Consider the following 26,229-nt stretch of genomic DNA (forward strand, 5'->3'; position numbering starts at 1 on the left):
GCGGGCGCTCGGGCGAACCGGGGGGAAACATGATCAGGACATTCGGCAGCGCGGTTTTGGTGGCTGCCCTCGCGGGGACCGCACTCGGCTCCGTTCCGGCGGCCGCGCAGGGGACCTTCTCGGACAATGCGGTCCGGATCGGCATCCTCAACGACCAATCCGGCCTCTACGCCGAGTATGGCGGTCAGGGCTCGGTCGAGGCCGCCCGCATGGCGGTGGAGGACATGGGCGGCAAGATCGGCAGCGTGCCGATCGAGATCCTCTCGTCCGACCACCAGAACAAGCCCGACATCGCCTCGGCGATCGCCCGGCAATGGTACGACCGCGACAATGTCGACGCGATCATGGAGCTGACCACGTCCTCGGTGGCGCTGGCGGTCCAGGGCCTGTCCAGGGAAAAGAAGAAGATCACCATCACCACCGGAGCGGCCACCAGCGACCTCACCGGCAAGGCCTGCACGCCCTACGGCTATCACTGGGCCTTCGACACGCGGGCTCTGGCGGTGGGCACCGGCGGCGCGCTGACCCGGGCGGGCGGCGACACGTGGTTCTTCCTCACCGCCGACTACGCCTTCGGCTCGGCGCTGGAGGCCGACACCAGCAAGGTGGTGCTCGCCAACGGCGGCAAGGTGCTGGGCAGCGTCCGGCACCCGCTCTCGAACCAGGACTTCTCGTCCTTCCTGCTCCAGGCGCAGGGCTCGAAGGCCAAGGTGATCGGGCTCGCCAATGCGGGGCTCGACACCTCGAACGCGATCAAGCAGGCCGCGGAATACGGCATCGTCGAAGGCGGCCAGAAGCTCGCGGCCCTGCTGTTCACCCTCTCGGAGGTGCACGGGCTCGGCCTGAAGGTCGCGCAGGGCCTGACGCTCACCGAGGGCTGGTACTGGGATGCCAACGACGAGACCCGGGCCTTCGGCCAGCGCTACATGAAGCGCACCGGCCGGATGCCCAACATGATCCAGGCCGGCACCTACTCGGCGGTCCTGTCCTACCTGAAGGCCGTCAAGGCGGCCGGCACCGACGAGACGGATGCGGTCAACGCCAAGCTCAAGGCGCTGCCGGTGGACGACGTCTTCGCCCATGGCGGGATCGTCCAGCCGAACGGCCGCATGGTGCACGACATGTACCTGTTCGAGGTCAAGAAGCCGGCCGAGTCGAAGGGCCCGTGGGATCTCTACCGGCAGCTCGCCACGATCCCCGGCAAGGAGGCCTTCGCGTCCCCGGCCGAGAGCGGCTGCCCGCTGACGGCGGCGAAGTAGGGTTTAGGACTCGTCGAACACCGCGCTGTGCGAGCCGATCCGAGCGCCAAGGCGGCGCTCGGATCACCGGCCTCGCGCCGTCTTGGCGCTCGCAACGAACCCTCTCACCCCGCCCAGACGCGCCGGTACAGCGCCACGATCTCGTCGGCGCTGGGCTCCAGCGGGTTGTTGGCCGGGGAGCCGGAGGCCAGCGCCTGGGCCGCCATGGTGGGAAGCAGCGCCTCCCAGCGGGCCGGGTCGATCCCGTATTCCTGCGGCCCCGGCACGTCGAGGTCGTCGTTGAGCGCCTCGAGTTCCGACACCAGGGCCGAGACCGCGGACCGGTCGTCGGTGTCCGGCCCGGCGATCTTCATGGCGCGGGCGCAGGCCGCGTAGCGGTCGATGGCGGCCGGGGCCGAGAAGGCCGTGACCGCCGGCAGCAGCATCGCGTTCGAGAGCCCGTGGGCCACATGGAAATGCGCCCCGATCGGCCGGCTCATGCCGTGGACCAGCGCCACCGAGGCGTTCGAGAAGGCGATGCCCGCCTGGGTGGCCCCGAGCATCATCGCCTCCCGGGCCGCCCGATCGCCCGGATCGGTCCAGACCCGCCGCAGGTTCGGGGCGATCAGGCCCATCGCCTGAAGTGCCAGCCCGTCCGAGAACATGTTCGCCTTGCGCGAGACGTAGGCCTCGATGGCATGGGTCAGCGCGTCGATGCCGGTATCCGCCGTGAGCCGCTTGGGCTTGGTGAGCGTCAGCTCGTAATCCACCAGCGCCGCCACCGGCAGGTAGGCGAGCCCGATGCAGAGCATCTTCTCGTCGGAGGCCTCGTCGGTCACGATGGTGAAGCGGGTGGCTTCCGAGCCGGTGCCCGCGGTGGTGGGGATCGCCACGATCGGCAGGCCGGGCTCGTCCTGCTGACGGGGCGCCTTGTAGTCGCGCATGTGGCCGCCGTGGCGGGCGAGCACCGCCACCGCCTTGGCGGTGTCCATCGGGCTGCCGCCGCCGAAGCCGACCACGCAGTCGAAGTCGCCCGCCTGCAGGGCGGCGAGCGCCGCCTCCACGGAGGCGACGGTCGGGTCCGGCACGGTCTCGGAGAAGATCGTCGCCTTGGCGCCCGCCCTGGTCAGCCGTTCCAGCAGCGTGTCGGTGCGGCCGCTGCCGGCGAGGTAGGGGTCGGTGACCACGAAGGGCCGCGACAGGCCGAGTTGGCCGAGCACCTCCGGCAGGAGCCGCGAGGCGCCGGCGCCGACGCGCATCAGCCGGGGCAGGGCGATCGAGGCGACCATCTCTTGATCCTTCCACCCGGCGCGTGACCTGACCTGCCGGAGCCGGCCGATCTTACGGCGCCGGCGGATTCCGCGAAACCGTCCCGGCTTACACCGCCGGCCCGGCGAACAGCGCCCCCGCGGCCTTCACCTCTCCGGCGATGAACCCCGCCACGGCGCGGATATGGGCCGCCTTCCGGTGGTCCTCGTGGATGTGCATGTGGAACGAGCGCGTCAGCGAGACCGCCTCCGGCAGCACCGGCACGAGGCCGGGATGCGCCGCCGCGATGAAGGCCGGCAGGATGCACAGGCCGGCTCCGCCGAGCGTCGCGTGGACCTGGGCCAGGAGGTTGGTCGAGCGCAGCCGCGCCGAGACCGCGGGGCCGAGTGCCCCGAGGTAGTTCAACTCGCGGGTGAACAGCATGTCTTCGATGTAGCCGACGAACGGATGGGCCGGCAGGTCCGCGAGTTCGGCGATCGGCGGCGCGGCCGCGCGGTAGGATTCGGCCGCGTAGACGAACAGCCGGTAATCGGTGAGCCGGCGTGCCACCACCCGGGCCTGCTGCGGGCCGGAGAGGCTGATCACGATGTCGGCCTCGCGCTTGGACAGGCTGAAGATCCGGGCGGTGGCCATGATCTCCACCTCCAGCCCCGGATGGCGGGCGGTGAGCCGGTGCATCCGGGGGGCGAGGAACACGCTGCCGAAGCCGTCCGGCGCGCCGATCCGCACCGTGCCGGAGACCGTCTGGGCCGCCCCCGTGGCGGCGCTCGCCGACAGGAACGCGCTCTCCATGGCCTCGGCGACGCCCAGCAGGTTCGCCCCGTCCTCGGTGAGCGCGTAGCCGAGATTGCTGCGATGGAACAGGCGGGCGCCGAGACCCTCCTCCAGGGCGCGGATCCGCCGGCCGACCGTGGTGTGCTCGGTGCCGGTGCGTGCTCCGGCGGCGCTCAGGGTCCCGGTCCGCGCCACCGCGAGGAAGAAGCGCAGGTCGTCCCAGTTGGGCCCCGTCCTGGCCATGGCCGCACTCCCGCTGTGCATCGATGCACGACGGCTGTAAGCGCATCCGGCTTTATCGCTCAAGGGATCCTGTTAGGGTGCATCAAAATCAACGCATCATCACAGGGAGGCGCGCATGCGCACGATCGGGCACTTCATCGGCGGCCGGGCTGTCGGCGGCGAGAGCGGGCGGTTCGCCGACGTGTTCCATCCCTCGACCGGCGAGGTCCAGGCCAAGGTGGCGCTGGCCAGCAAGGCCGAGATGCGCGCCGCCGTCGAGAACGCGGCAGCGGCCCAGCCGGCCTGGGCGGCCACCAACCCGCAGAAGCGCGCCCGGGTGATGATGCGCTTCCTGGAGCTGATCCGCGCCGAGAACGATTCCCTGGCTGAGCTTCTCGCCTCCGAGCACGGCAAGACCGTGCCGGACGCCAAGGGCGACATCCAGCGCGGCGTCGAGGTGGTGGAGTTCGCCTGCGGGATCCCGCACCTGCTCAAGGGCGAGTACACGGAGGGCGCCGGGCCCGGCATCGACGTCTACTCCCTGCGCCAGCCGCTGGGCGTGGTCGCCGGCATCACGCCGTTCAACTTCCCGGCCATGATCCCGCTATGGAAATGCGCTCCGGCGATCGCCTGCGGCAACGCCTTCATCCTGAAGCCGTCCGAGCGCGACCCGAGCGTGCCGATCCGCATCGCCGAGATCTTCCTGGAGGCGGGCCTGCCGCCCGGCATCCTCAACGTCGTCAACGGCGACAAGGAAGCGGTCGACGCGATCCTGGATGATGAGGACATCAAGGCGGTGGGCTTCGTCGGCTCGTCGCACATCGCCGAATACATCTACGTGCGCGCCGCCGAGACCGGGAAGCGTGCGCAGTGCTTCGGCGGCGCCAAGAACCACATGATCATCATGCCGGACGCCGATATGGGCCAGGCGGTCGACGCGCTGATCGGCGCCGGCTACGGCTCGGCCGGCGAGCGCTGCATGGCGATCTCGGTGGCGGTGCCGGTGGGCGAGAAGACCGCCGACCGGCTGATGGAGAAGCTGATCCCGCGGGTCGAGTCGCTCAAGATCGGTCCGTCGCATGACGGCTCGGCCGATTACGGCCCCCTGGTCACCGCCGAGGCGGTCCGGAAGGTCGCGGGCTACATCGACCAGGGCGTCTCCGAGGGCGCCGAGCTCGTGGTCGACGGCCGCGGCTTCAAGCTCCAGGGCTACGAGAACGGCTTCTACATGGGCGGCTCGCTGTTCGACCGCGTGACCCCCGACATGACCATCTACAAGGAAGAGATCTTCGGCCCGGTGCTCTCGGTCGTGCGGGCGAAGGATTACGAGGAGGCGCTGGCCCTGCCCTCGACCCACCAGTACGGCAACGGCGTCGCGATCTTCACCCAGGACGGCGACGCGGCCCGGGACTTCACCGCCCGGGTCAATGTCGGCATGGTCGGCGTCAACGTGCCGATCCCGGTCCCGATCGCCTACCACACCTTCGGCGGCTGGAAGCGCTCGGGCTTCGGCGACCTGAACCAGCACGGGCCGGACTCGATCCGCTTCTATACGAAGACCAAGACCGTGACGCAGCGCTGGCCGAGCGGCATCAAGAGCGGGGCGGAATTCTCGATCCCGACGATGCGGTAGGCCGCGACGGTCCAAGGATGGGGCGCGGGTCCCTCTCCCGTGCGGGAGAGGGACAGGGTGAGCGGCGGGGACTCTCCGGAAAGACCTGATCCCTCACTCCAACCCTCTCCCGCACGGGAGAGGGGGCACGTCGCGCATCGTGGCGGTGGATGTGCGAGCCCCGTGCAGTTGGGTGGCGAACGAGAGGAAGTGCCCAATGAGTTTCGGGCTCGACGAGGACCGGATCGCGATCCGCGAGATGGCACAGGGCTTCGCGGCCGAGCACATCGCCCCCCACGCCCTCGACTGGGACCGCGACAAGACCTTCCCGGTCGAGACCCTGCGGGCGGCCGCCGCCCTCGGCATGGCGGGAATCTACGTCCGCGAGGATGTCGGCGGCTCCGGCCTCTCCCGCCTCGACGCGACCCTGATCTTCGAGGCGCTCAGCACCGGCTGCCCGACCGTGGCGGCGTTCCTGTCGATCCACAACATGTGCGCCTGGATGATCGACGCCTACGGCGACGACGACCAGCGCCGGCGCTGGATCCCATCCCTGATGGGGATGGAGCGGATCGCCAGCTACTGCCTGACCGAGCCGGGCTCGGGCTCCGACGCGGCGGCGCTCCGCACCCGCGCCGAGCGCGACGGCGACCATTACGTCCTCACCGGCGAGAAGCAGTTCATCTCGGGGGCCGGTGCCAGCGACCTCTACGTCTGCATGGTCCGCACCGGCGAGGCCGGCCCTTCGGGCATCTCGGCCATCGTGGTGGAGAAGGGGACGCCCGGCCTCTCCTTCGGCGCCGACGAGCGCAAGATGGGCTGGAACGCCCAGCCGACCCGCGCCGTACGCTTCGACGGCTGCAGCGTGCCGGTGGCCAACCGCCTGGGCGCCGAGGGCCAGGGGTTCCGCATCGCCATGAGCGGCCTCGACGGCGGGCGGCTCAACATCGCCGCCTGCTCCCTCGGGGGCGCCCAGGCGGCCCTCGACAAGGCGCTCGCCTATATGGGCGACCGGCGCGCCTTCGGGGCGAAGCTCACCGATTTCCAGGCCCTGCAGTTCCGGCTTGCCGACATGGCGACCAGCCTGGAGGTCTCGCGCACCTTCCTGCGCCATGCGGCCTCCGCCCTCGACGCCAAGGATCCCGCCGCCACCCAGCTCTGCGCCATGGCCAAGCGCCACGTCACCGACGCGGCCTTCGCGGTGGCGAACGACGCGCTCCAGCTCCAAGGCGGCTACGGCTACCTCGCCGAGTACGGGGTGGAGAAGATCGTCCGGGATCTGCGCGTGCACCAGATCCTCGAAGGCACCAACGAGATCATGCGGGTGATCATCGCCCGCGCGCTGACCGGAGACCGCCGATGACCGACGTGATCGTCGAGCGGGTCGGCGCCCTGGGGCGCCTGCGCCTCGACCGCCCGAAGGCCCTGAACGCCCTGACCCACGGCATGGTCGGCACGATCGATCGGGCCCTCGATGAGTTCTCCGCCGATCCCGGCATCGCGGCGGTGCTGCTCACCGGGGAGGGGGAGCGGGGGCTGTGCGCCGGCGGCGACCTGCGCGGCCTCTACGAGAGCGACGGCACGCCCTTCGCCGAATCCTTCTGGCGGGACGAGTACCGCCTCGACGCCCGCATCGCCCAGTACGAGAAGCCCTTCGTGGCGGTGATGGACGGCATCACCATGGGCGGCGGGGTCGGCCTGTCGGGTCATGCCGCCCACCGGATCGTCACCGAGCGCTCGCGCATCGCCATGCCGGAGACCGGGATCGGCTATCTGCCGGATGTCGGCGGCACGTGGCTCCTGCCCCGCGCGCCCGGCGAGCTCGGCACCTATCTCGGCCTGACCGGCGAGCCGGTCGGTGCCGCCGACGCGATCCTGTGCGGGTTGGCCGACGCGATGGTGCCGTCCCGGGCCCTTCCCGATCTCCTCGACGCGCTCTCGGCCCTGGCGCCGGATGCCGGCGACGCGGGCGTGCGGGACCTGATCGGGCGTCTCGCCCGGGAACCGGATCCGGCGCCCCTGGCCGCACACCGGAGCATGATCGACCGCTGCTTCGCCTTCGACATGGTCGACGAGATCCTGGCGGCGCTGGCGGCCGACGGCTCGGATTTCGCGGCGGCGACCCGCGACATCCTGCTGACGAAGTCGCCGTCGAGCCTCGTCCTGACGCTCTGCCTGCTGCGCCTCGGGCGCGGCGCGCCGAGCCTGGAGGCCTGCCTGGAACGCGAGTTCCACGCGTCCCTGGCGGTGCTGGACGAGGGCGATTTCCGCGAGGGCATCCGCGCCGCTGTGATCGACAAGGACAAGACCCCGCGCTGGAACCCGCCGAGCCTCGACGCGGTCGATCCGGCCCGGATCGCCCGCTGGCTGGAGAAGCGGGCGGCGCCGGTCTTTCCAGAATCGCGCACTGGGGCGGTGTGATGAAGCTTCGTCTTCTCCCACTCATCCCCTCATCCTGAGGCGCCGGAGCGCAGCGGAGGCCTCGAAGGAGGGCTCCAGGGATTGCGGCGTGTTCTGGAGCCCTCCTTCGAAGCCCGCTGACGCGGGCACCTCAGGATGAGGGCGAGGGTGGGACAGGCGATAAACAACTCAGAGAGGACGGGATGGCACAGACCATCGGGTTCATCGGTCTCGGCAACATGGGCGGACCCATGGCGGCCAACCTCGTGAAGGCGGGCCATACGGTGCGCGGCTTCGACCTTGTCCCGGCCTCGCTCGAGGCCGCCCGCGCCGAGGGGATTACCGTTGCGGGCTCGGCCCTGGCGGCGGCCGAGGGCGCGGACGTGGTCATCACCATGCTGCCCGCCGGACGGCACGTGGTCGAGGTCTGGACGCAGCTCGCCGCGGCGCTGCCGGCCGGCACTCTGCTGATCGATTCCTCTACCGTCGACGTCGAGAGCGCCCGCAAGGCCCACGCCCTCGCGGAGGCGCAGGGCTGCCTGTCGGTGGACGCGCCGGTCTCCGGCGGGACCGGCGGCGCCAAGGCCGGGACGCTGACTTTCATGGCCGGTGGCGCCGAGGCCGCCTTCGCGAAGGCCGAGCCTCTGCTCAAGGCCATGGGCAAGAACGTGTTCCATTGCGGCGATGCCGGCGCCGGGCAGGCGGCCAAGATCTGCAACAACATGATCCTCGGCATCTCGATGATCGGCGTCAGCGAGGCTTTCGCGCTCGGCGAGAAGCTCGGCCTGTCGCACCAGGCGCTCTACGACGTGGCCTCGGTCTCCTCGGGCCAGTGCTGGTCGCTGACCACCTACTGCCCGGTTCCGGGCCCGGTGCCGACCTCGCCGGCCAACAACGGCTACAAACCGGGCTTCGCGGCGGCGCTGATGCTCAAGGATCTCCGGCTCGCCCAGGCCGCCGCCCTGGCCTCGGGCGCCGCGACACCCCTCGGCGCAGAGGCCGCGCAGGTCTACGGATTGTTCGAGGGCGCCGGTCACGGGGGAGAGGACTTTTCCGCGATCATCAATATGCTCCGCGGGCAGGGAGGCGAGTCGTGAGCGACGCGTACGAGACGATCCTGACGGAGACGCGCGGGCGCGTCCTTCTGATCACCCTCAACCGGCCGAAGGCGCTGAACGCCATCAACGCACAGCTCACCGGCGAGGTGATCCGGGCGGCCACCGAGGCCGATGCGGATCCGAATATCGGCTGCATCGTCATCACCGGTTCGGCCAAGGCCTTCGCGGCCGGGGCCGACATCAAGGAGATGCAGCACGCCACCTACGCGGAGATGTATGCGGGCGACCGGTTCGCCGACTGGGACCGCTTCATCGCCGTGCGCACGCCGATCATCGCCGCGGTGGCGGGGTACGCGCTGGGCGGTGGCTGCGAGCTCGCCATGATGTGCGACATCATCCTGGCCGCCGACACCGCACAGTTCGGTCAGCCCGAGATCAAGCTCGGGGTGATGCCGGGAATCGGCGGCAGCCAGCGGCTCACCCGCTTCGTCGGCAAGGCCAAGGCCATGGAGATGTGCCTGACCGGCCGGATGATGGATGCCGCCGAGGCGGAGCGTTCGGGCCTCGTCTCGCGGGTGATCGCCGCCGACCGGCTCCTCGACGAGGCCATGACGGCGGCCGCGACCATCGCGGCGATGTCGCTGCCGATCGCCATGATGACCAAGGAGGCGGTCAACCGCGCCTACGAGACCACGCTGACCGAGGGCATCCGCTTCGAGCGGCGGGTCTTCCATGCCATGTTCGCCACCAAGGACCAGAAGGAGGGCATGGCCGCCTTCGTGGAGAAGCGGCCGCCTCGGTTCGAGAATACCTGAGCGCAGCCCGCCCCGGCCGATGGGGTCGGGGCGCCAAGACCACAAGACGGGGAGGGGAACGACCATGCCGAGCTTCCGGGAGGCCCGCGACCTTCTGCTGGCCCATCGCACCGATTATGGCGCTGCCGTCTCGGCTTTCGCGTGGCCGGATCCGGTGCCGTTCAACTGGGCGCTCGACTGGTTCGACGCCGTCCTCGCCGGTCCCGAGAGCCGCGACCGGGCCGCCCTGCGGATCGTCGAGGCCGGCAGCGGGGCCGAGCAGAGCCTCACCTTCGGGGAGATCGCCCGCCGCTCCAACCAGGTGGCCAACCACCTGCGGCAGCTCGGCCTGAAGCGCGGCGACCACCTGCTCCTGCTGCTGGGCAACGTGCCGGCCCTGTGGGAGACCATGCTGGCGGCGATGAAGCTCGGCGCCGTTGTCATCCCGGCGACCACGCTGCTCACCGCCGACGAACTGGCCGACCGCCTCGCCCGCGGGCGCCCGCGGGCGATCGTGGCCGGGCCGGAGCAGATCGCGCGGTTCGCCGGCCTCGACACGGGCGGCGCCATCCGCCTCGTCACCGGGGCTGCGACGGAAGGCTGGGCGGCCTACGACGACGCGTTCGGAGCCCCGGAGACCTTCGCGCCGGACGGGCCGACCGGGGCCGACGACCCGATGCTCCTCTACTTCACCTCCGGCACGACGGCGAAGCCGAAGCTGGTGCGTCACAGCCACCGTTCCTACCCGGTGGGAGCGCTCTCGACGATGTACTGGCTCGGGCTCCAGCCCGGCGACGTGCATTGCAACGTCTCCTCGCCGGGCTGGGCGAAGCACGCCTGGTCCTCGTTCTTCGCGCCCTGGAATGCCGGCGCGACGATCCTGGTGATCAATCAAGCGCCGTTCAACGCCGCCGCCCTGCTGGCGCAGCTGGAACGCACCGGTGCCACCACGCTGTGCGCGCCGCCGACCGTGTGGCGGATGATCATCCAGGAGGATCTGACCGGGAAGCGGCTCGCCCTGCGCGAGGTCTGCGCGGCGGGCGAGCCCCTGAATCCCGAAGTGATCGAGCGGGTGAAGAGCGCCTGGGGCCTCACGATCCGCGACGGCTACGGCCAGACCGAGACCACGGCGCTCATGGCCAACACCCCGGGACAGCCGGTGGTGCCGGGCGCCCTGGGTCGGCCCCTGCCGGGCTACCGGGTGCGCGTCCTCGACCTCGACGGACATCCGGCCTCAGAGGGCGAGGTCTGCCTGGAACTCGGCGCGTACCGGCCCGCGGGCCTGATGCAGGGTTACGACGACGGCCAGGGCCATCTGTCGGGAGCCGACGGCGATCTCTACCATACCGGCGATGTCGCCTTCGTGGACGATCAGGGCTGTTACACCTTCGTGGGACGTGCCGACGACGTGTTCAAGTCGTCGGGCTACCGGATCAGCCCCTTCGAACTCGAGAGCGTGCTGATCGAGCATCCGGCCGTGGCCGAGGCGGCGGTGGTGCCGGTGCCCGATCCGATGCGCCACACCATCCCGAAGGCCTACGTGTCCCTGGTGGCGGGGTCCACGCCTGGGCCGGAGACGGCGCTCGACATCTTCCGCTTCACCAATGCCCGGCTCGCGACGTTCAAGCGCCTGCGCGGCCTCGAATTCGTCACCGACCTGCCCAAGACGATCTCGGGCAAGATCCGGCGGGTGCAACTGCGCCGCCTGGAGCACGAGGGCATCACCGAGGATCCGCACCGGGGCCGGGCCTACACGCAGGCGGACTTCCCGGAACTGAAGGGTGAGGCGGAGCGCAAGCTCGACCAGACCGCGGGCTGACCGCGTCCACGCCGTCGTCGCACGCCAGCGAAGCGATCCGGGGCAGCGCGACGCCGACCGATGGGGCGCCAGGGGATTGGCGGGCTCCGCTCGCAACGACGATGGCGCCCCGCCAAGACTTCATGTAGGCGGGTGACAAACCCTCAAGGTTTCCGTTTCCCCAAACCGAAGCCCGCGATTTACAAGGCTTCTCAAGTCTCCCGTCGACGCTGCCGCATGTCATCCGGCCCGCGCCGGCCGATCGATAAAATTGCGCGCATCCGCTTCAGCGGCGCGGAGGCTCTGCGGCGCAATCCTGTTCTCAACAACGGGGACGGGTTCGATGGGCGCGGGGCTTCTCAAGACGGTTCGGGGGATGCTGGTCGGAGCAGCGACGCTGCTCGGCCTCGCCGCCACGGCCCAGGCGCAGACGCTTGCGAGCCTGCCGACGGAAGACAATGCCCGGGTGCTGGGCGACGCCAAGCCGATCGCGGCCTGGGTGACCTTTTGCCAGAACTACGCGGCCGAATGCGCGCTCGACCGGGGCGAACCGGCCCGGATCAGCCTGACGCCCGCGACCTGGGCGACGATCGTGTCGGTGAACCGGCGGGTCAACAAGGCGGTCGAGCCGATGACCGATCAGGACCACCTGCACGTGGCCGACCGGTGGGATCTGGCCGAGGACGGCATCGGCGACTGCGAGGACTTCCAGCTGCTCAAGCGCCATCTGCTGGCCCAGGCCGGCCTGCCGCGGCGGGCGATGCGCATGACCGTGGTGATCGACGAGAAGGGCGAGGGCCACGCGGTGCTCACCCTGATCACCGACCGGGGCGACCTGGTGCTCGACAACAAGACCAACGCGATCCTGCCCTGGCACAAGACCGGCTACGTGTTCATCAAGCGCGAGAGCCAGGACGCCGTCGCCTGGGTCTCGCTCGGCGGCGTCACCTCCCCGGTCACCACCGCCAACCGCTGATCCGTCTCAGGCCGCCCGGCTCAGCGACGGCTGGGCAAGGCTCGCCACATAGGCCTCGACCCGGCCGATGAAGGCAGCGAGATGGGGGGCGACGCCGCGAAGGCTGGCGAGATCCCGCACCAGGATGTCCCGCGACAGCGCCCTGTCGCCCTCGCTCGGCGCATCGGCGAGATAGGAATCCACCGCGTGCTCCGCGATATTGATCGCGCCGGCCCGACCATCCTCGGCGAGCGCTCTGATCACCTGCTGGATGGCGGGCTGCATTGCGGGTCCTTTCCTCAGGCGCAGTCCCGTCCGCGACGGGCTGGCTGGCTTCTTGCAATTCGATAGGGCCCGCCGCGAATCCTGCGCGTGAGCATCCCTGAGAAGCCGGCAAAACTGACCTGAATCAAGACCCTCGGAGGGGGCGCAGAGCGGCTATTCGCTCCGTGCATGTGTTTCGGGTCAGCTCTGCGGATGCAAACGTCTCTTAAATCGGAACCGATAGGGCTCGACGCGCGTTGTCAGTCTCGCCCTGACCCATTGTGCGTCGCACGTGGTCGTGTCACCCTTCCGTCATCATCGGGCGGCGGGGGCTTGGGCCATGCGGCACGCGGATGGCGGAATCTCGTGTCAGGTGTTCGGCGCCCTGCAATGGCGGGGCTGGGCTCATGCGGTGCGCCGGGCGCGCCAAGCCGCGAGCTTCGCGCTGGTGGGCGCGATCCTCACGATGGGCGGCGCGACGACCCATGCCCATGCCCGGCTCGTTCTTCCGGATCAGGTGACCGCCGTCGAACAGGCTGGGTCGGTGCGCGCCATCGCGGGCTGGACGGATTTCTGCGCGCGGACGCCCCAGGAATGCGTGGTCGACATTGCCGAGCCCAACGCGATCCCGCTCACCATGGCGGTGTGGCGGACCCTGCAGAGCGTCAACCGTCGAGTGAACGCCCGCATCAAGCCCATCACCGATCAGGCCCATTGGGGCGTCGTGGATCGCTGGGATTTTCCCGATGACGGCTTCGGTGACTGCGAGGATTACCAGTTGCTGAAACGGCGGATGCTGGTGGAGCGCGGCCTGCCGCGGCGTGCCCTGCTGATGACCGTGGTCATCGATGAGACCAACGAAGGCCACGCGGTGCTCACGGTTCGCACCGATCGCGGCGACTTCATTCTCGACAACAAGACCGACGCGATCCGCTCCTGGCGGCGTACCGGCTACAGCTTCATCAAGCAGGCCGGTCAGGACGGGCCGGCCTGGGTCTCCCTCGAGGGCAAGGACGGCACCGCACAGGTCGCCACCGCCGAGCCCTGAATCTGGTCAGACGCCGACCAGCATCGCGGCGAGGTCAAGGGCGACCCGGCCCGAGAGCAGGCTCCAGCCGCACGCGACGATGGTCGCCAGCATCACGAACGGCATCGGCCGGCCCTCGATCCGCCGGCCGCGCACCGTGTTGCGCAGGATGATGAACGGCGCCGAAAAGGCCAGCATCGGCAGGGCGGCCACTGCCGGGAGGCCGCCCCGCTCCAGCAGGCTGAAGCTCGCCCGCCGCGCTGCGAACAGCTCGAAGGCGCTGGCGATCAAGCCGGACAGTGCCAGTCCGATGCACAGGGTCCGGATCGACTCGATGGCGGCGGGCGTGAGGACCATTATTCGCGCTCCTGATACAGGTTGCGCGCACTGTACTCATGCCGTTTACCGCTTGTTAAGCACGAGTCTTGGGTAGCGTTAATCCGTGCACAGGCGTGGGCCGGCGCAGCCCCACCGGGGATGCGGGGTCAGCCGCGTCGTCGGCTAGGCCTCTTCCTCGAGATCGATGTCGAGAATTGCCATCCGGAAGACGAAGGAATCGTCGCCATCCTCCTTGTCGTCGGCGATCACGCCGATCGATTCCTCGCCGATGAATACCTCGGCGGAGTCGCCGGTCTTCATCGCCGTGAGGCGGATGTTGTTGTTCGCGAACTTGCGGCGCAGATAGTCCTGAAGCTTCGCGGTCTCGGCTTTGGTCACGCTGATCGATCTCCCCTGGCGGCGCTGGCGCCGCGGATGGGCCGAGGGCTTGCCACGCCTCGGGCGGAGCGGCAAGCGCGACGGCGTTGCGGTTCAGATCCCGTCGCCCAAGTGGATGAACTGGTCTAAGGCGACGAACTGGTCCATCGCCCGGGCGGGATCGTCGCAGCCTGCGGTGCCGACCACCCGCGCCGGCACGCCGACCACCGTGGTGTTGGGCGGTACCGGTCTCAGCACGACCGAGCCGGCCGCCACCCGGGCGCAGGCGCCGACCTCGATATTGCCCAGGATCTTGGCGCCGGCGCCGATCATCACGCCGCGGCGGATCTTGGGGTGGCGGTCGCCGCGCTGCTTGCCGGTGCCGCCCAGCGTCACGGCGTGGAGGATCGACACGTCGTCCTCGATCACCGCGGTCGAGCCGACCACAAGCCCCGTGGCGTGGTCGAGGAAGACGCCCCGCCCGATCCGCGCCGCCGGATGGATGTCGCACTGGAACACCTCCGAGACCCGGCTCTGGAGGTAGAGAGCGAGGTCGCGCCGGCCGCGGTTCCAGACATGATGGGCGAGGCGGTAAGCCTGGAGCGCGTGGAACCCCTTGAAGTAGAGGACCGGTTCCAGCGCCCGGAGTGTCGCCGGATCCCGGTCGATCACCGCGCCGATATCGGCGCGGAAGGCCTGCCCGATGTCCGGGTCCACCGTGATCGCCTCATGGAAGGCGTGGGCGACGAGTTCTGCCGGCAGCGACGGATGCCCCAGCCGGGCGGCGACCCGGTGGGAGACCGCGCCCTCCAGCGTGGTGTGGTTCAGGATCGTCGCCACGATGAAGGAGGCGAGCTGCGGCTCGGTGCGCAGGACATCCTCCGCCTCGGCGCGCAGCCGCGACCAGACCGGGTCGAGGTGCGTGAGGTCGTGCGACTGGTGCGTGAAGGCAGGACTGGCGCTCATAGGCGGATGCTCATGTCCGGAACTTCGGATTCGCTGTCGGTCATGCCTGCGGCGGCGGACCCGTCGCCCGATTGAGCGGAAGGGGACGCTGTCCGGGGCGGAAACGGGCCGGGCCATCGCTGGGCCGCGTGTTCGGACCTAGCGTGGTGCGCTGCACCGCCGCGATCAAGGGCCGGCGCGACCCGAAAGCCGCATTGGCCGCATGGCTGTCAGCGAACGAGCGACGGTCAGTCCGCCAACGGCGCAGCTTGGCCGAACCGCGCCTCGATGGCTGCCGTCAGGCGGTCCAGCATCGTCTGGACCGGGATGTTGGAGGTGTCCACCGTGGCGGGTGCCCGCGCGTAGAGCGGCTCGCGGCTCGCCAGGACGGCTCGCAGTTCCTGCATCGCAGAGGCATGGTCGCCCGTCGTGGCGAGGTGCCCCTGTTCGCGGACCCGGCTCATGTGCTCCTCCGGCCGCGCGCGCAGCCAGATCGTGTAGAAGGCTTGCAGCAGAAGGTCGTAGGTCAACGGCTCCGCAACGATCCCGCCGCTCGTGGCCAGAATCAGCGGCCCGGGATGCTCGGTGAGGCGACGCAGGGCCGCCTGCTCCAGCCGGCGGTAGCCCTCCTGGCCGTAGATCGCGAAGATCTCCTGGACCGAGAGGGCGTTCTCCCGTTCGATCTCGGCATTGAGTTCCACGAAGGTCCAGCCCAGGCGCTCGGCCGCGAGCTTGCCAAGGGTCGATTTGCCGGCGCCGCGCAGGCCGATCAGCGCTACCCGCGGGCGGTTGCTCGATTCCGGTCGGCTACCGCCGGATAGGGCGTCCTTGGCGGCGGCGATCTGGGCCGGGCTGGCCTGGGCGAGCAGGTCGCGCACCACCGGCCAATCGGGCAGCCCGTCATTGCCGGTGATCAGGTCGTCCAGTCGCACGCCCATGGCGTTGGCCACCCGCCGGAGCAGGATGATGGAGACGTTGCCCTGGCCGCCTTCCAGCTGCGCGATGTAGCGCTCGGACAGGCCGGAGGTCTGTGACAGAACCTTGCGCGACAGACCGCGCACGGTGCGCGCGTGCCTGACGCGGCGCCCGAGGTCTGTGAGAAAAAGTGATTCCTGTTCAACCACGCCGCTCATGGCGCCGTTCGCTTTCCTGCCAGCTTGAGAGCAGGGTCGGTGCCCTGCATGCCTGCCGCTTCGAGATCGATCGCGCCCTACCGTACCGTCGGGCGATAGAATGCCCGACCTCGCGCGCCTGAACCGGCGTTCCTGCCCTGAGATCCGTCGCGCGCCATGCGCGCACGGCCGCTGTTTTGCGGCTTCGGTCCGTGCCGATCCAACCACGTTGCTGGCGTGGCGCCTATGTGTTGCGGAACGGTGCGATGGTCAAGCCTTGGGCATGATCCTTGTGTGGGCAGAGGGCCGATCCGCACCGGGTTCCCCGACGCGCGGCCGCTCCGGAATGGCGGAGCTACTCGACCGGGAGAGCGGTGGCCTCGCGCACGGGGGCCGCGGCCGGGGCGCGGCGCGGCGTGGCGGCGGCGAGCATCTGCAGGGACGGGCGACGCGGCGGCAGCGGCACCTCGATCGCCTCGACCGCCGCCTCGTTGGCCGGTGCCGAAGCGGCGGCCGGGGACATCGGAGCGGATGCTGCCGTGGCCTGTGGCGAGAGCCGGAGTTCCGCGATCTGCGCCGGCGCGGCCTCCGTCGCCGCCAGGGCGCTCCCGAGACCCGCGGGTCGACGCGGCGGCAGCGGCACCTCCACGGACGGAACCGCCGCCGCCTGCGCGGCGGCCGGAGTCGCCGCAGAATTCGCGGCTGAAGCCGCGGCGGGATCTAGGGACAGGCTGGCGAGCTCGATCGTGGTGCCGGCCAGGGCGGCCGGTCGACGCGGCGGCAGCGGCACCTCGACGGCCTCGGTCGGGACCTCCGCCACTGCGGCCGCGGTGGGCGCGTAGGCCAGGGCTGAGGCCGCCGCGGTGTTCCGGGTCTCGGCGGCACCGCCGCTGAACAGGCTCGCCAGGGCGCTGGCCGAGGCCGCGACGGGCGCCACCACCGCGGCGACTTCCGTGGAAATGCCCTGGCGCTTGGCTGCGTAGTAGTAGCCGCGGTTATAGTATTGATACGCTTGGCCGAGATTGCCCTTGGCGGTCCGATAGGCGCCGGCAAGATAGGCCACGCCGTAGCGAAGGTTGGTTTCGGGATCGTACAGGCCGGCCGCATCGCCGGTGTAGCCGAGGCTGCGGGCAGTCGCGTGCTTGATCTGCATCAGGCCGAGGGCGCTGCCGCCCTTGGCCCGCGGGTTGTAGTTGCTCTCGCGCTTGACGACGGCGTGAACGAAGCTTGCCGGCACGCCGTTCGCCTTGGCCTGCTGCTCGATCAACGCGTCGATATTGTCGTGCGCGCTCTGCCCGAAGGCGGCTGCGGGCACGACCGCGAGGACGGCGGCCAGGATGAGGCGATGCATTCCGAGACCCGGTGCTGCTTGTTCTGTGGTCAAGCTAGGTCACGGGGAAATGAGGCCGGAAAGCGGCCCCGGTTCGGCAGCCTGTGGGCGGCCGGGGCGTCGGGAGCGTTTGTGATCCGCGGGCCACAGCGACGCAACACGCGGCGGCGCGGCGATCCAAAGGGATGCCCGGGGCGGCGGCCGGGCGGTCAGGGAAGGAGGAAGCGCTCGACCGCATGGGCGAAGCCGTCCGCGTCGTTGCTGTCGGTGACCGCGCGCGCAGCCGCCTTCACCGCCGCTTCGGCATTGCCCATCGCCACGGAGAATCCGCTGTGCGCGAACATCGGACGGTCGTTGCCGGCATCGCCGAAGGTGGCGATCCGCTCCGGCGGGATGGCGAGATGCGCGCTCATCCAGGTGACGAATCGCCCCTTGTCGAGATGGGGTGGCGTCACGTCGAGGTAGTATTTCTGCGAACGGTGGATGGTGGCTTGACCGGCCAGGGCCGCCCCGATCCGGGCTTCGCAGGCTGCCAGATGGGCGTGGTCGCGGCTGACGCCGACGATCTTGGCTGCGCTCCCCATGAGTGGGCCGAGATCGGCGACGACGCGGGGCTCCGCGCCGATCGTGCGGCGTTCGAGGTCGGCATAGGGGCCCTCCGGATCGCGCAGCCACCACGCCCCCTCGGCGAAGACCCAGACGTCAAGTCCCTCGGCCAACAGCCGGTCGAGGGCCGACCGGGCCGCCGCCTCGGGGATGGTCCGTTCCTCGATGGTCGAGAGGTCCGGCCGCACGACGCTCGCGCCGTTGAACGCCCCCATCGGCAGGTCGAGCTCGAGTTCGGCGACCAGATTCCGCAGCCCGATCGGCGGCCGGGCCGAGGCGATGCTGAAGCCGATGCCGGCCGCTCTCAGCCGCCGGACGGCCGTGACCGTCGCCTCGGTCAGGCGCTTGTCGCCGGTCACCAGGGTTCCATCGACGTCCGAGATCACCAGGTCGATGCCCGAAGCCTTGCCTGATCCTGCAATCATCCGCTCACTTCCCAACCGTATCCCGGCGCATTTCGGCCGCGAGTTCCGCGACCACCCGGTCGGCAATGGCCTCGGGCGATTCGCGGATGCCGACCGTGATCGGGTGTTCATCGGCCCCCGGAATCTCCAGGGCCGCAAACTGGCTGTCCAAGAGAAGCGGCGGCATGAAATGGCCCTGCCGCTCGGCGAGGCGCTGAGCGATCAGGGTCCGGTCGCCGTCCAGATAGACGAGGCGAACCCGCTGGCTCCCGCGGGTGAGAACGTCCCGGTACGCGCGGCGGAGGGCCGAACAGGCCACCACGCTCGACTCGCCAGCGTCGAGGCGCTGCTGGATCCAAGTCGCAATCCGGGCCAGCCAGGGCGCGCGATCCGCATCGTCGAGGGCGAGGCCCGCATGCATCTTCGCCACGTGCTCCGGCGTGTGAAAGCTGTCGCCGTCCACGAAGATCCAGCCAAGCGTCTCGGCGATCAGCGCCGCCACGGTGCTCTTCCCGGAACCCGAGACGCCCATGACAACGAGCACCTGACCGGCGGCGGCCGTTCCGGCATCCGGCGCCGGCTCCGATTGGGACGTCATCCGGACCACCCTGGCTCCGAGGCGCGTCGGGGCGCTGCCCCTCACATGAATAGGAGCGGGTTTCCAGAAGGGAAGATCGCCGGGGATGCAAACGGGCCGCGGCGCCCGCAGGAACCGCGGCGCGGCCGGGCGCGTTCACCCCGCAGACGCCGAACATTTAGGGAACATGAGTCGCATGGCTAGCACAACCGCGAAGGCAACACCGAAGGCCGGCCGGGGTACCGGATCGAATCAGGACGCTACGGAGAACCCCAAGACCGACCCGAAGGACGTGTCGAACCAGATCAAGGATCCGGATCAGTGGACGACTGGCGGCGAGCCGATGACCGGCGCGCAGGCTTCCTATCTGAAGACGCTCTCGGAAGAGGCCAAGGAGCCGGCGGCGTTCGATCCTGACCTCGACAAGGCCGAAGCCTCGAAGCGGATCGAAGACCTTCGCCATAAGGCCGGCCACGCCTGAGCCAAGCCGGGCGCGTTTCCCCCAGGCGCGCCCGTCGCCGTGTACGTCCGGGCGGCGTATCCCGGCCGGAATGGACAAGGTGGCCTGTTTCGAACACCTCGTTAAGCCGGCGGCAATGGCGAGAGGTTATCCCCCATGCAGCGCGTGAGGCCGCGCGGGCAGCGGGACTGAAAAGGCACGTTCGACCATGGATGAGCCGGGCGGCGGCGAAGCAGGACGGCGTGCGGTACGGGTCCGGACGGCGTTCGGCTTGACGGATCGGATTCGTGCCGAGGCCGTACGGTTCGCCCGCGACGTCCACGGATCCACGGCAATGGAATACGCCCTGCTCGGCGGCATGATCTTCCTCGTCGCCGTCGGCAGCATCCGGTACTACGTGTCCCGCGTCAGCGTCGTCTACGGCGACATCACCGCGGCAGTCACGCAGGGAAATTGAGCCGATCGGTCGCGGGATTTTGGCCATTGGGCTGGAGCGGCCAATGTGCGGCCGCTGATGACGTCCCGATTTGTATCTCGATATTTCGACCGCGGGCGAACGCCCGGCATTCGTCGTCTCTATGCCCCGAAAAAGCTGTGCTTAACGAGGATGACTTCGCAGTCTTGGCCGTGCCGGCCGGAGTGTGGCTCACCCGCTACGGACACCTGGGCCGCCATGGGCTAGGCACGGGCTCGGCAATACCGATGGGCAACATCTGGATGCGCAAACTTCCCCTTGTCCTGCTCGCCGTCACGGCGATGTCGGGCTGCACGTACCTGCCTGCGGCGGGTCCGACGGCGAGCGCGATCCAGGCGGGGGCGGAGGTGGCCACCGCCGACGGCGGCCTGCTCGCCCGCTACGAGATCATCGACGTCACGCCCTCGGTGGTCGAGGCCCTGCGCGGCCGGCCGCTGGACAGCCTGCTCGCCTCCTTCGGCGACCACCGTCCCTCCTCGGAGCCGGTGATCGGCGTCGGCGACATGGTCTCGGTCTCGATCTGGGAAGCCGGGTCGGGCGGCCTGTTCTCCGGGCCGCTGGTGGCCGACCGCTTCTCGGCGGGCTCCAAGTCCGCCCTCATCCCCGAGCAGCCCGTCGGGCGCGACGGCGCCATCTCGGTGCCCTACGCCGGCCGCATCAAGGTCGCCGGCCGCCGCACCCAGGACGTCCAGGCGCTCATCGAGAACGAACTCGCCGGCAAGGCCATCCAGCCGCAGGTGCTGGTCTCGGTCACCCGGCCGATCAGCCAGGCGGTGACCGTCACCGGCGAGGGCGCCGCCGGCGCCCGCCTGCCGCTCTCGGGCCACGGCGACCGCATCCTCGACGTCATCGCCGCCGCCGGCGGCAACCGCGCGCCGGTCAACGAGACCTTCGTGCGGCTCTCGCGCGGCCCGGTGACCGCGACCGTGCCGCTGACCACGGTGGTGTCGAACCCCAAGGAGAACATCTACCTGCGGCCCAACGACGTGCTCACTCTGGTGCGCGACCCGCAGACCTTCATCGCGGTGGGCGCGCTGGGCAACAGCACCGAGCTACCGTTCCAGGCCGACGGCATCACCCTGGCCCAGGCGCTGGCCAAGGCGCGCGGCCTGTCGGACTTCGCCGCCGACCCGGCTGGGACGTTCATCTTCCGGTTCGAGCCGGCCAGCGTCGTGCGGCGCCTCAGCCCCAGCTCGCGGCTGCTTGGCACGCCGCTGGTGCCGGTGGTCTACCGGATCGACATGCGCGATCCCAACAGCCTGTTCGTCTCCCAGGCGTTCCGCATGCGCAACCGCGATCTGGTCTACGTGTCGAACGCGCCGTTCACCGAGGTCCAGAAGGTGCTCACCGTCTTCAGCGGCATCACCGGACCGGTCTCCTCCGCCGCCTTGGCCTACTCCTACGCCAAGTAGGAGGCGGTCCGCATACGGGACAGCGGCGGAAAAAAATCGCGTTTCTCCGCGTCCTCGCGTATGGGCACAGGGTGCGGGGCGGGATCGGGGCTACGGAGCCGCATCCGCCGTCGCGCTGACCCGCCGCGCAAGGATGCCCAGAAGAGCCCGATGAAGATCGGACGTTTCGTCCCCGCCCACGGGCCGCTCCGGCCCGCACTGATCGCCCTGAGCCTGTGTCTCGCGTTCCTGCCGGCCACTCCTGCGGCGGCCGACGTGGTGATCGGCGTGGCCGTCCCGCGGTCGGGGCCCTACGTGGCGGTCGGCGAGCAGGTGCTGCGGGGGGTCGAGGCTGCGGCCCGGGACGCCAACGCCATGGGGGGACTCGACGGCCAGCCCGTCACCCTCGACGTGCAGGACGATGCCTGCGATTCCAACACCGCCACGGCGGTGGCCAACCATTTCGTGCGCGGCAACGTCCGGCTCGTGGTCGGCCATGTCTGCTCGAACGCCTCGATCGCCGCCTCCGACATCTACGCCCAGAACGGCGTGGTGATGATCTCCGCGGCCTCGGTGGCGGCGCGGCTCACCGACAGGGGGCTGCCGACGATCTTCCGGGTGTGCGGGCGCGACGACGATCAGGCCCGCCTGTCCGCCGCCGTTCTGGCCGAGCGGTTCCGCGACCGGAAGATCGCTCTCATCCAGGACCAGACGCCCGCCGCCCGCAGCCTCGCCGCCGCCACGAAGGACAATCTCAACCGCATCGGCGTGAACGAGTCGCTGTTCCTGTCGTTCTCGCCCAGCGACGCCGACGATTCCGCCCTGGCCGACCGCCTCAAGAGCGCGGGGATCGAGGTCGTCTATTATGGCGGCGACGCCGCCGAGATGGGCCGCTTGGTGAAGATCGCCGCGGACCGGGGCTACCGGCCGCAATGGTTCGGCACCTCGGCCATCGCCACGCCGGATTTCGCCAAGACCGCCGGATCGGCGAGCAACGGCGTGCTGATGACCTTCTACCTCGACCCGAGCCGGCAGCCCGCCGCCGCGGCCGTCGTGAAGGCCTTCAAGGCTGAGGGCGTCGATCCCACCGGCTCGACGATCTACGGGTATGCGGCGATGCAGGCCCTGGTTGCGGCCGGCAACTTCGCCCATTCAACCGAGGCGCGCCCCATCGCGCAGGCGTTGCATACGGAGCGGTTCGATCTCGTGCTCGGCACGGTCGGCTTCGACGCCAAGGGCGACGTCACCGCGCAGGGCTATGTGCTCTATGTCTGGAAGGACGGGAGCTTCACGCCGGCCGGGAAGTGAGCGCCCCGCCGCTCACAGCGCCTGCGCGGCCTCGACCTCGGCGCCGCGGCCGAGACCGCGCAGCAGCTCGGCGAGATGCGGGCGGACCTGCAGTTGCAGAGCGTGCAGCCGCCGCACCGCCGCGCTGAGCTGTCCCTCCCGATTCAGCATCGTGTCGGCGAAGCCGATCATGCGCGCATTCGGCCAAGCAGGCTCGCGCAGGGCGTGGAGACGCTCGACCAGAGCGGCGGCGGGGGTGGCGGGCTCGGCCTGCGCGAACAACATCAGCAGCGCCGCGGTGGAGCGCGACAGGCCGTAATGGCAATGGACCAGGAGATGGCCGGCGCCGTCGAGGTGCCGCCCGAAATCGAGGATCGCCCCGACATGCTCGGGCTCCGGCGGGGTGAGGCCTTCGCCCGGGGCGAGGCAATCGTGGAACCGGAGGGTCGTGCGGGCATGGGCGCCGTAGGCGGTGAAGGCCTCGGGCTCCGGCGTTCCGGGATCGAGCAGCGACAGGACGTGGCTGACGCCGCGGGCGCCGTGGCCGGCCAGCTCCTCCAGGCCGCAGACGGTGTGCAGGGTGACGGCGGGCTCGGTTCGCATCCCCGGCGCCTAGCACGGGCGGAGGCCGGTTTCGAGGCGCGACGGAACCGCCCCGGCGCCCGCGGCTTTCGAGTACCGGCACGGACGTGCTACCTGCGACCTCCGATCCGGCCCCGGTCGGACCGGACCTGCTCGGACGAGATGCCGTTGGACGAACCTCACCTCGCGCGATCCCCCTCGGCCGGGACCCGGCGCCGGAGCGTGCTGACCGCCGGCCTCGGCGCGGCCGCGGCGCTCACCGGGCCGCTCGCCGCCCCGGCCCGGGCCCAGAGTGCCCCGGAATTGCGCTGGCGCCTGTCCTCCGCCTACGCCAAGACGCTCGACATCCTGTACGGCGCTCCCGAGGCGCTCAGCCGGATCGTCGCCGAGGCCACCGACGGGCGCTTCCAGATCCAGGTCCAGGGCCCCGGCGAGCCGGTGCCGGCCGACGGGCTGCTCGACGCCGTGGCCGGCGGCACCGTCGAGATGGGCCATGGGCCCGCGACCCTCGGCATGGCCAAGGATCCGACCTTCGCGCTGGCCACCGCGGTGCCGTTCGGCCTGAACGCCCGGGGCGCCGCCGCGTGGTGGCTGGCCGGGGGCGCGGCCGAGCTGTTCGGCGAGATCTTCGCCAAGGCCGGGCTGGTCTGCCTGCCGGGCGGCAATACCGGCGCGCAGATGGGCGGCTGGTTCCGCCGGGAGATCAAGAGTCTCGCGGACCTCCAGGGCCTCAAGTTCCGGATCAGCGGCATGGGCGGCCAGGTGCTGACCAAGTTCGGCGTCCAGCCGCAGGCGGTGCCGGGACCCGAGATCTACGCGGCGCTGGAGAGCAAGAAGCTCGACGCCGCCGAGTGGATCGGCCCCTACGACGACGAGCGGCTCGGCCTGCAGAAGGTCGCGCCGATCTACCACTATCCCGGCTTCTGGGAGGGCGGCGCCATGCTGCACTTCTGGTTCAACGCCGAGGCGTGGAAGGCGCTGCCGAAATCCTACCAGGCGATCCTCCGGGCCGCCGCCGCCGAGGTCGGCGCCGACGTGCAGGCCAAGTACGACGCCCGCAACCCGCAGGCCCTGCGCCGGCTGGTGGCCGGGGGTGCGCAGCTGAGGCCCTTCCCCCAGGACGTCATGGAAGCCGCCCTGAAGAACGCCAACGACGTCTACGCCGAGATCGCCGCCAAGAACGCCGATTTCCGTCGCGTCTACGAGGCGATGCGCACCTTCCGCAACGAGGAGTACCTCTGGTTCCAGGTGGCGGAATACACCTACGACAACTTCATGATCCGCGCCCGGGCGCGGGGCTGAAGCGCGCGCCGCCGCAGGGGATCCGGCTCCGGCCTCGGGGGGGCCGTCAAAGATGGGGATGCCGGGGCCGCGCGCGATTGCAACGCGAGGGCGGCCGGCTCTAGCGTCCGGCACGGCTTCGGCGAGGGAGACGGCTGCATGTTCGGGACGCTGCGGGTCGGATTGGCGCTGCTCGGGGCGGCCTTGCCCCTTCAGGCCGTCGCACAATCGGCCGCCAACCTGACGGCCCTGCGCGGGCTGGTCCCGGTGGCGCGGTTGCAGGCCTCGCCCGCGGGCAAGGCGGCGCTCGACGCGAACCTGCAGGTCACCGGCGACATCCAGACCGGCGACCTCAAGCAGCCGACGCTCCTGCCGTTCCCGGAGCAGCAGCAGCTCGCCCTGCGGGACTGCTTCATCACCGACGGCAACGCCGCCGGCCTCGCGGACGGTCTGGGCACGACCCTCGCGCAGGCCTACCAGGCCAAGGCGACCTACAGCGACTACAAGACCTTCACGAGCATCGCGCCGGCGGTGGCCAACCTGATCGGCTACACCAACAACGTCACCAAGTCGGATTCGAATTCCGGCAAATACTTCTTCGCCAACGCCACCACCAACGGCAAGACTCCGGTCACCGACGCGGCTGCCGCGATCCTGGCGGACGGCGCCGTGACCGACGTGTTCGGCAAGGCCTATGACCGGCCCGCCGGCAGCCCCGGCGCCGACCGCTACGGCAATTCGCGCCCGTTCCAGACCCTGCCGCGCCTGCGGGCCTATCGCGGCCAGGATTACTTCGGCGCTCCGTCCCACAGCCTCGACTGGTTGCGCGGCCCCGCGCAGGATCTCGTCAACAGCCCGTCCTATCCGAGCGGCCACACCACCTACGGCTACACCGAGTCCATGGTGCTCGCGCTCCTCGTCCCCGAGCGCTACCAGCAGATGGTCGCCCGCGCCGCCGAGTACGGCAACGACCGGATCATCGTCGGGGCGCATTACGCCATGGACGTGCTGGGCGGCCGGGCGACCTCGCTGCACGCCCTGGCCCATCTGCTCGCCAACGATCCGGTCTATGTCGGCCAGATCCGGAAGAATCCGGCCGTCCTCGATCAGGCGACCGCCGAGGCCGACAGGACGGTGGGCGTGACCGATTACCGGGCGCTCCTGGCCGAGGCCCGCGCGGCGATGGCCGAGGCGCTGAAGGCCGGCTGCGGCGATACGGTGGCGGCCTGTGCCGCAAAGGATACGGGCCGCTTCAAGGACCCGGCCGCCAACGCGGCCTTCTACGCGGCGACCCAGACCTACGGCCTGCCGGTGGTGCACCCGGAGACCGCCGGTCGGCAGGAGGATGTCGCCAAGATCGCCCCGGAGGCCGGGCACCTGCTTACCGCGGCCTTCCCGGCGCTGACGCTGGACGAGGCCAACGCCATCCTCACCGAGACGCAGGGACCGGGCGGCGGCTTCCTCGACGACGGCTCGGAATTCGGCGTCTACGCCCGCCTCGACCTCTACACGGCGGCCGGCAAGGCCGCCGCGCTGGCGGCGCAACGGGCGGGGACCAGCGCGACGCGCTGAGGGGCCGGCGGTCTCGACCGCTCCCTCCACCCCGACCGGAACGACGGCACGCCGGCGCGGCCGGCGCCGTCGGGACAGGGCCGAGGGCGCCGGCCGCGGA

Annotated in this window: 26 protein-coding genes; 15 read left to right on the forward strand and 11 right to left on the reverse strand. The window is 70.3% G+C overall.

Features of this window, described 5'->3' with window-relative positions; genetic code table 11:
• Positions 1-29 precede the first annotated feature (29 nt).
• Positions 30-1,259, forward strand: coding sequence for an ABC transporter substrate-binding protein (locus GGQ91_RS21315; RefSeq protein ID WP_182592805.1), 1,230 nt, complete (start codon positions 30-32; stop codon positions 1,257-1,259).
• Between the two features lie 104 nt (positions 1,260-1,363).
• On the opposite strand, the gene GGQ91_RS21320 is transcribed toward GGQ91_RS21315, so the two are convergent.
• Together GGQ91_RS21320 and GGQ91_RS21325 are read right to left on the reverse strand one after the other, a co-directional pair.
• Positions 1,364-2,527 carry an iron-containing alcohol dehydrogenase gene (locus GGQ91_RS21320; RefSeq protein ID WP_179697174.1) on the reverse strand — a complete coding sequence of 388 codons (1,164 nt, stop codon included), beginning with the start codon at positions 2,525-2,527 and terminating at the stop codon, positions 1,364-1,366.
• A gap of 88 nt (positions 2,528-2,615) precedes the next feature.
• Complete coding sequence (locus GGQ91_RS21325; RefSeq protein WP_043759090.1) at positions 2,616-3,524, reverse strand: LysR family transcriptional regulator; 909 nt, start codon at positions 3,522-3,524, stop codon at positions 2,616-2,618.
• A 115-nt stretch (positions 3,525-3,639) separates the two neighbouring features.
• Between GGQ91_RS21325 and GGQ91_RS21330 the strand changes: the two genes are divergently transcribed.
• The 7 genes from GGQ91_RS21330 to GGQ91_RS21360 all read left to right on the forward strand — a co-directional run bounded on the left by GGQ91_RS21330 (position 3,640) and on the right by GGQ91_RS21360 (position 12,141).
• Positions 3,640-5,136, forward strand: coding sequence for a CoA-acylating methylmalonate-semialdehyde dehydrogenase (locus GGQ91_RS21330; RefSeq protein ID WP_043385717.1), 1,497 nt, complete (start codon positions 3,640-3,642; stop codon positions 5,134-5,136).
• 196 nt (positions 5,137-5,332) lie between these two features.
• Positions 5,333-6,478, forward strand: coding sequence for an isobutyryl-CoA dehydrogenase (locus GGQ91_RS21335; protein WP_182592806.1), 1,146 nt, complete (start codon positions 5,333-5,335; stop codon positions 6,476-6,478).
• Positions 6,475-7,536, forward strand: a complete 1,062-nt coding sequence (locus tag GGQ91_RS21340; RefSeq protein ID WP_053609918.1) for an enoyl-CoA hydratase/isomerase family protein — start codon at positions 6,475-6,477, stop codon at positions 7,534-7,536. Before GGQ91_RS21335 ends, GGQ91_RS21340 begins: the two co-directional genes overlap by 4 nt.
• Before the next feature lie 182 nt (positions 7,537-7,718).
• Complete coding sequence (gene mmsB, locus GGQ91_RS21345; RefSeq protein ID WP_043385725.1) at positions 7,719-8,612, forward strand: 3-hydroxyisobutyrate dehydrogenase; 894 nt, start codon at positions 7,719-7,721, stop codon at positions 8,610-8,612.
• Complete coding sequence (locus GGQ91_RS21350) at positions 8,609-9,388, forward strand: enoyl-CoA hydratase (protein WP_043385729.1); 780 nt, start codon at positions 8,609-8,611, stop codon at positions 9,386-9,388. The genes mmsB and GGQ91_RS21350 overlap by 4 nt, the downstream gene beginning before the upstream one ends.
• 64 nt (positions 9,389-9,452) lie before the next feature.
• On the forward strand, positions 9,453-11,186 hold the full coding sequence (locus GGQ91_RS21355; protein ID WP_182592807.1) for an AMP-binding protein: 1,734 nt from the start codon (positions 9,453-9,455) through the stop codon (positions 11,184-11,186).
• Between the two features lie 322 nt (positions 11,187-11,508).
• Complete coding sequence (locus GGQ91_RS21360; protein ID WP_043356110.1) at positions 11,509-12,141, forward strand: transglutaminase-like cysteine peptidase; 633 nt, start codon at positions 11,509-11,511, stop codon at positions 12,139-12,141.
• Between the two features lie 6 nt (positions 12,142-12,147).
• Here GGQ91_RS21360 and GGQ91_RS21365 read toward each other — a convergent pair whose 3' ends face one another.
• Complete coding sequence (locus tag GGQ91_RS21365) at positions 12,148-12,405, reverse strand: hypothetical protein (protein ID WP_043358027.1); 258 nt, start codon at positions 12,403-12,405, stop codon at positions 12,148-12,150.
• Positions 12,406-12,724: 319 nt separating this feature from the next.
• On the opposite strand from GGQ91_RS21365, the gene GGQ91_RS21370 reads away from it, so the two are divergent.
• Positions 12,725-13,432: a transglutaminase-like cysteine peptidase gene (locus GGQ91_RS21370; RefSeq protein WP_051976324.1), complete on the forward strand. Its 708-nt coding sequence runs from the start codon at positions 12,725-12,727 to the stop codon at positions 13,430-13,432.
• A gap of 6 nt (positions 13,433-13,438) precedes the next feature.
• Here GGQ91_RS21370 and GGQ91_RS21375 read toward each other — a convergent pair whose 3' ends face one another.
• The 7 genes from GGQ91_RS21375 to GGQ91_RS21405 all read right to left on the reverse strand — a co-directional run bounded on the left by GGQ91_RS21375 (position 13,439) and on the right by GGQ91_RS21405 (position 19,102).
• Positions 13,439-13,768, reverse strand: a complete 330-nt coding sequence (locus GGQ91_RS21375; protein ID WP_043358025.1) for a DUF6949 family protein — start codon at positions 13,766-13,768, stop codon at positions 13,439-13,441.
• 144 nt (positions 13,769-13,912) lie between these two features.
• On the reverse strand, positions 13,913-14,128 hold the full coding sequence (locus GGQ91_RS21380) for a DUF3126 family protein (protein ID WP_007565940.1): 216 nt from the start codon (positions 14,126-14,128) through the stop codon (positions 13,913-13,915).
• 93 nt (positions 14,129-14,221) lie between these two features.
• Positions 14,222-15,073 (reverse strand): serine O-acetyltransferase, encoded by an 852-nt coding sequence (gene cysE, locus GGQ91_RS21385; RefSeq protein WP_043388169.1) that lies wholly within the window; start codon positions 15,071-15,073, stop codon positions 14,222-14,224.
• Positions 15,074-15,300: 227 nt separating this feature from the next.
• Entirely contained in the window at positions 15,301-16,287 is a 987-nt protein-coding gene (locus GGQ91_RS21390) for a helix-turn-helix transcriptional regulator (protein ID WP_391526971.1), read from the reverse strand.
• Positions 16,288-16,519: 232 nt separating this feature from the next.
• Positions 16,520-17,515, reverse strand: a complete 996-nt coding sequence (locus tag GGQ91_RS21395; protein ID WP_043759076.1) for a lytic transglycosylase domain-containing protein — start codon at positions 17,513-17,515, stop codon at positions 16,520-16,522.
• 188 nt (positions 17,516-17,703) lie between these two features.
• Positions 17,704-18,525, reverse strand: a complete 822-nt coding sequence (locus GGQ91_RS21400) for a Cof-type HAD-IIB family hydrolase (protein ID WP_182592808.1) — start codon at positions 18,523-18,525, stop codon at positions 17,704-17,706.
• A 4-nt stretch (positions 18,526-18,529) separates the two neighbouring features.
• Entirely contained in the window at positions 18,530-19,102 is a 573-nt protein-coding gene (locus GGQ91_RS21405; protein ID WP_182592809.1) for a gluconokinase, read from the reverse strand.
• A 175-nt stretch (positions 19,103-19,277) separates the two neighbouring features.
• Here GGQ91_RS21405 and GGQ91_RS21410 point away from each other — a divergent pair, with 175 nt between their 5' ends.
• From GGQ91_RS21410 to GGQ91_RS21425, 4 genes are all read left to right on the forward strand, one after another.
• A complete protein-coding gene (locus tag GGQ91_RS21410; RefSeq protein ID WP_182592891.1) occupies positions 19,278-19,562 on the forward strand; it encodes a DUF3072 domain-containing protein in 285 nt (94 codons plus the stop codon).
• 313 nt (positions 19,563-19,875) lie between these two features.
• Positions 19,876-19,998 carry a hypothetical protein gene (locus GGQ91_RS28445; protein ID WP_274926768.1) on the forward strand — a complete coding sequence of 41 codons (123 nt, stop codon included), beginning with the start codon at positions 19,876-19,878 and terminating at the stop codon, positions 19,996-19,998.
• Positions 19,999-20,258: 260 nt separating this feature from the next.
• On the forward strand, positions 20,259-21,428 hold the full coding sequence (locus tag GGQ91_RS21420; RefSeq protein WP_043351130.1) for a polysaccharide biosynthesis/export family protein: 1,170 nt from the start codon (positions 20,259-20,261) through the stop codon (positions 21,426-21,428).
• A gap of 150 nt (positions 21,429-21,578) precedes the next feature.
• A complete protein-coding gene (locus tag GGQ91_RS21425; protein WP_182592810.1) occupies positions 21,579-22,715 on the forward strand; it encodes a branched-chain amino acid ABC transporter substrate-binding protein in 1,137 nt (378 codons plus the stop codon).
• 12 nt (positions 22,716-22,727) lie between these two features.
• Here the strand turns inward: GGQ91_RS21425 and GGQ91_RS21430 are convergent, their stop codons facing one another.
• Positions 22,728-23,297, reverse strand: coding sequence for a tyrosine phosphatase family protein (locus GGQ91_RS21430; RefSeq protein WP_043387791.1), 570 nt, complete (start codon positions 23,295-23,297; stop codon positions 22,728-22,730).
• Between the two features lie 147 nt (positions 23,298-23,444).
• Between GGQ91_RS21430 and GGQ91_RS21435 the strand changes: the two genes are divergently transcribed.
• A complete protein-coding gene (locus tag GGQ91_RS21435) occupies positions 23,445-24,578 on the forward strand; it encodes a TRAP transporter substrate-binding protein (protein ID WP_244538839.1) in 1,134 nt (377 codons plus the stop codon).
• A 138-nt stretch (positions 24,579-24,716) separates the two neighbouring features.
• Complete coding sequence (locus GGQ91_RS21440; RefSeq protein WP_043351132.1) at positions 24,717-26,129, forward strand: phosphatase PAP2 family protein; 1,413 nt, start codon at positions 24,717-24,719, stop codon at positions 26,127-26,129.
• Positions 26,130-26,229 lie beyond the last annotated feature (100 nt).

Source organism: Methylobacterium fujisawaense, assembly GCF_014138435.1.
In the GTDB taxonomy this organism is placed as follows: domain Bacteria; phylum Pseudomonadota; class Alphaproteobacteria; order Rhizobiales; family Beijerinckiaceae; genus Methylobacterium; species Methylobacterium fujisawaense.

Excerpts from the sequence above, each read along its gene's own strand:
- GGQ91_RS21315 (WP_182592805.1), top strand. The coding sequence starts at position 30 with ATGATCAGGACATTCGGCAGCGCGGTTTTGGTGGCTGCCCTCGCGGGG.
- GGQ91_RS21320 (WP_179697174.1), bottom strand. The coding sequence starts at position 2,527 with ATGGTCGCCTCGATCGCCCTGCCCCGGCTGATGCGCGTCGGCGCCGGC.
- GGQ91_RS21325 (WP_043759090.1), bottom strand. The coding sequence starts at position 3,524 with ATGGCCAGGACGGGGCCCAACTGGGACGACCTGCGCTTCTTCCTCGCG.
- GGQ91_RS21330 (WP_043385717.1), top strand. The coding sequence starts at position 3,640 with ATGCGCACGATCGGGCACTTCATCGGCGGCCGGGCTGTCGGCGGCGAG.
- GGQ91_RS21335 (WP_182592806.1), top strand. The coding sequence starts at position 5,333 with ATGAGTTTCGGGCTCGACGAGGACCGGATCGCGATCCGCGAGATGGCA.
- GGQ91_RS21340 (WP_053609918.1), top strand. The coding sequence starts at position 6,475 with ATGACCGACGTGATCGTCGAGCGGGTCGGCGCCCTGGGGCGCCTGCGC.
- mmsB (WP_043385725.1), top strand. The coding sequence starts at position 7,719 with ATGGCACAGACCATCGGGTTCATCGGTCTCGGCAACATGGGCGGACCC.
- GGQ91_RS21355 (WP_182592807.1), top strand. The coding sequence starts at position 9,453 with ATGCCGAGCTTCCGGGAGGCCCGCGACCTTCTGCTGGCCCATCGCACC.
- GGQ91_RS21360 (WP_043356110.1), top strand. The coding sequence starts at position 11,509 with ATGGGCGCGGGGCTTCTCAAGACGGTTCGGGGGATGCTGGTCGGAGCA.
- GGQ91_RS21365 (WP_043358027.1), bottom strand. The coding sequence starts at position 12,405 with ATGCAGCCCGCCATCCAGCAGGTGATCAGAGCGCTCGCCGAGGATGGT.
- GGQ91_RS21370 (WP_051976324.1), top strand. The coding sequence starts at position 12,725 with ATGCGGCACGCGGATGGCGGAATCTCGTGTCAGGTGTTCGGCGCCCTG.
- GGQ91_RS21375 (WP_043358025.1), bottom strand. The coding sequence starts at position 13,768 with ATGGTCCTCACGCCCGCCGCCATCGAGTCGATCCGGACCCTGTGCATC.
- cysE (WP_043388169.1), bottom strand. The coding sequence starts at position 15,073 with ATGAGCGCCAGTCCTGCCTTCACGCACCAGTCGCACGACCTCACGCAC.
- GGQ91_RS21395 (WP_043759076.1), bottom strand. The coding sequence starts at position 17,515 with ATGCATCGCCTCATCCTGGCCGCCGTCCTCGCGGTCGTGCCCGCAGCC.
- GGQ91_RS21400 (WP_182592808.1), bottom strand. The coding sequence starts at position 18,525 with ATGATTGCAGGATCAGGCAAGGCTTCGGGCATCGACCTGGTGATCTCG.
- GGQ91_RS21405 (WP_182592809.1), bottom strand. The coding sequence starts at position 19,102 with ATGACGTCCCAATCGGAGCCGGCGCCGGATGCCGGAACGGCCGCCGCC.
- GGQ91_RS21410 (WP_182592891.1), top strand. The coding sequence starts at position 19,278 with ATGGCTAGCACAACCGCGAAGGCAACACCGAAGGCCGGCCGGGGTACC.
- GGQ91_RS28445 (WP_274926768.1), top strand. The coding sequence starts at position 19,876 with ATGGAATACGCCCTGCTCGGCGGCATGATCTTCCTCGTCGCCGTCGGC.
- GGQ91_RS21420 (WP_043351130.1), top strand. The coding sequence starts at position 20,259 with ATGCGCAAACTTCCCCTTGTCCTGCTCGCCGTCACGGCGATGTCGGGC.
- GGQ91_RS21425 (WP_182592810.1), top strand. The coding sequence starts at position 21,579 with ATGAAGATCGGACGTTTCGTCCCCGCCCACGGGCCGCTCCGGCCCGCA.
- GGQ91_RS21430 (WP_043387791.1), bottom strand. The coding sequence starts at position 23,297 with ATGCGAACCGAGCCCGCCGTCACCCTGCACACCGTCTGCGGCCTGGAG.
- GGQ91_RS21440 (WP_043351132.1), top strand. The coding sequence starts at position 24,717 with ATGTTCGGGACGCTGCGGGTCGGATTGGCGCTGCTCGGGGCGGCCTTG.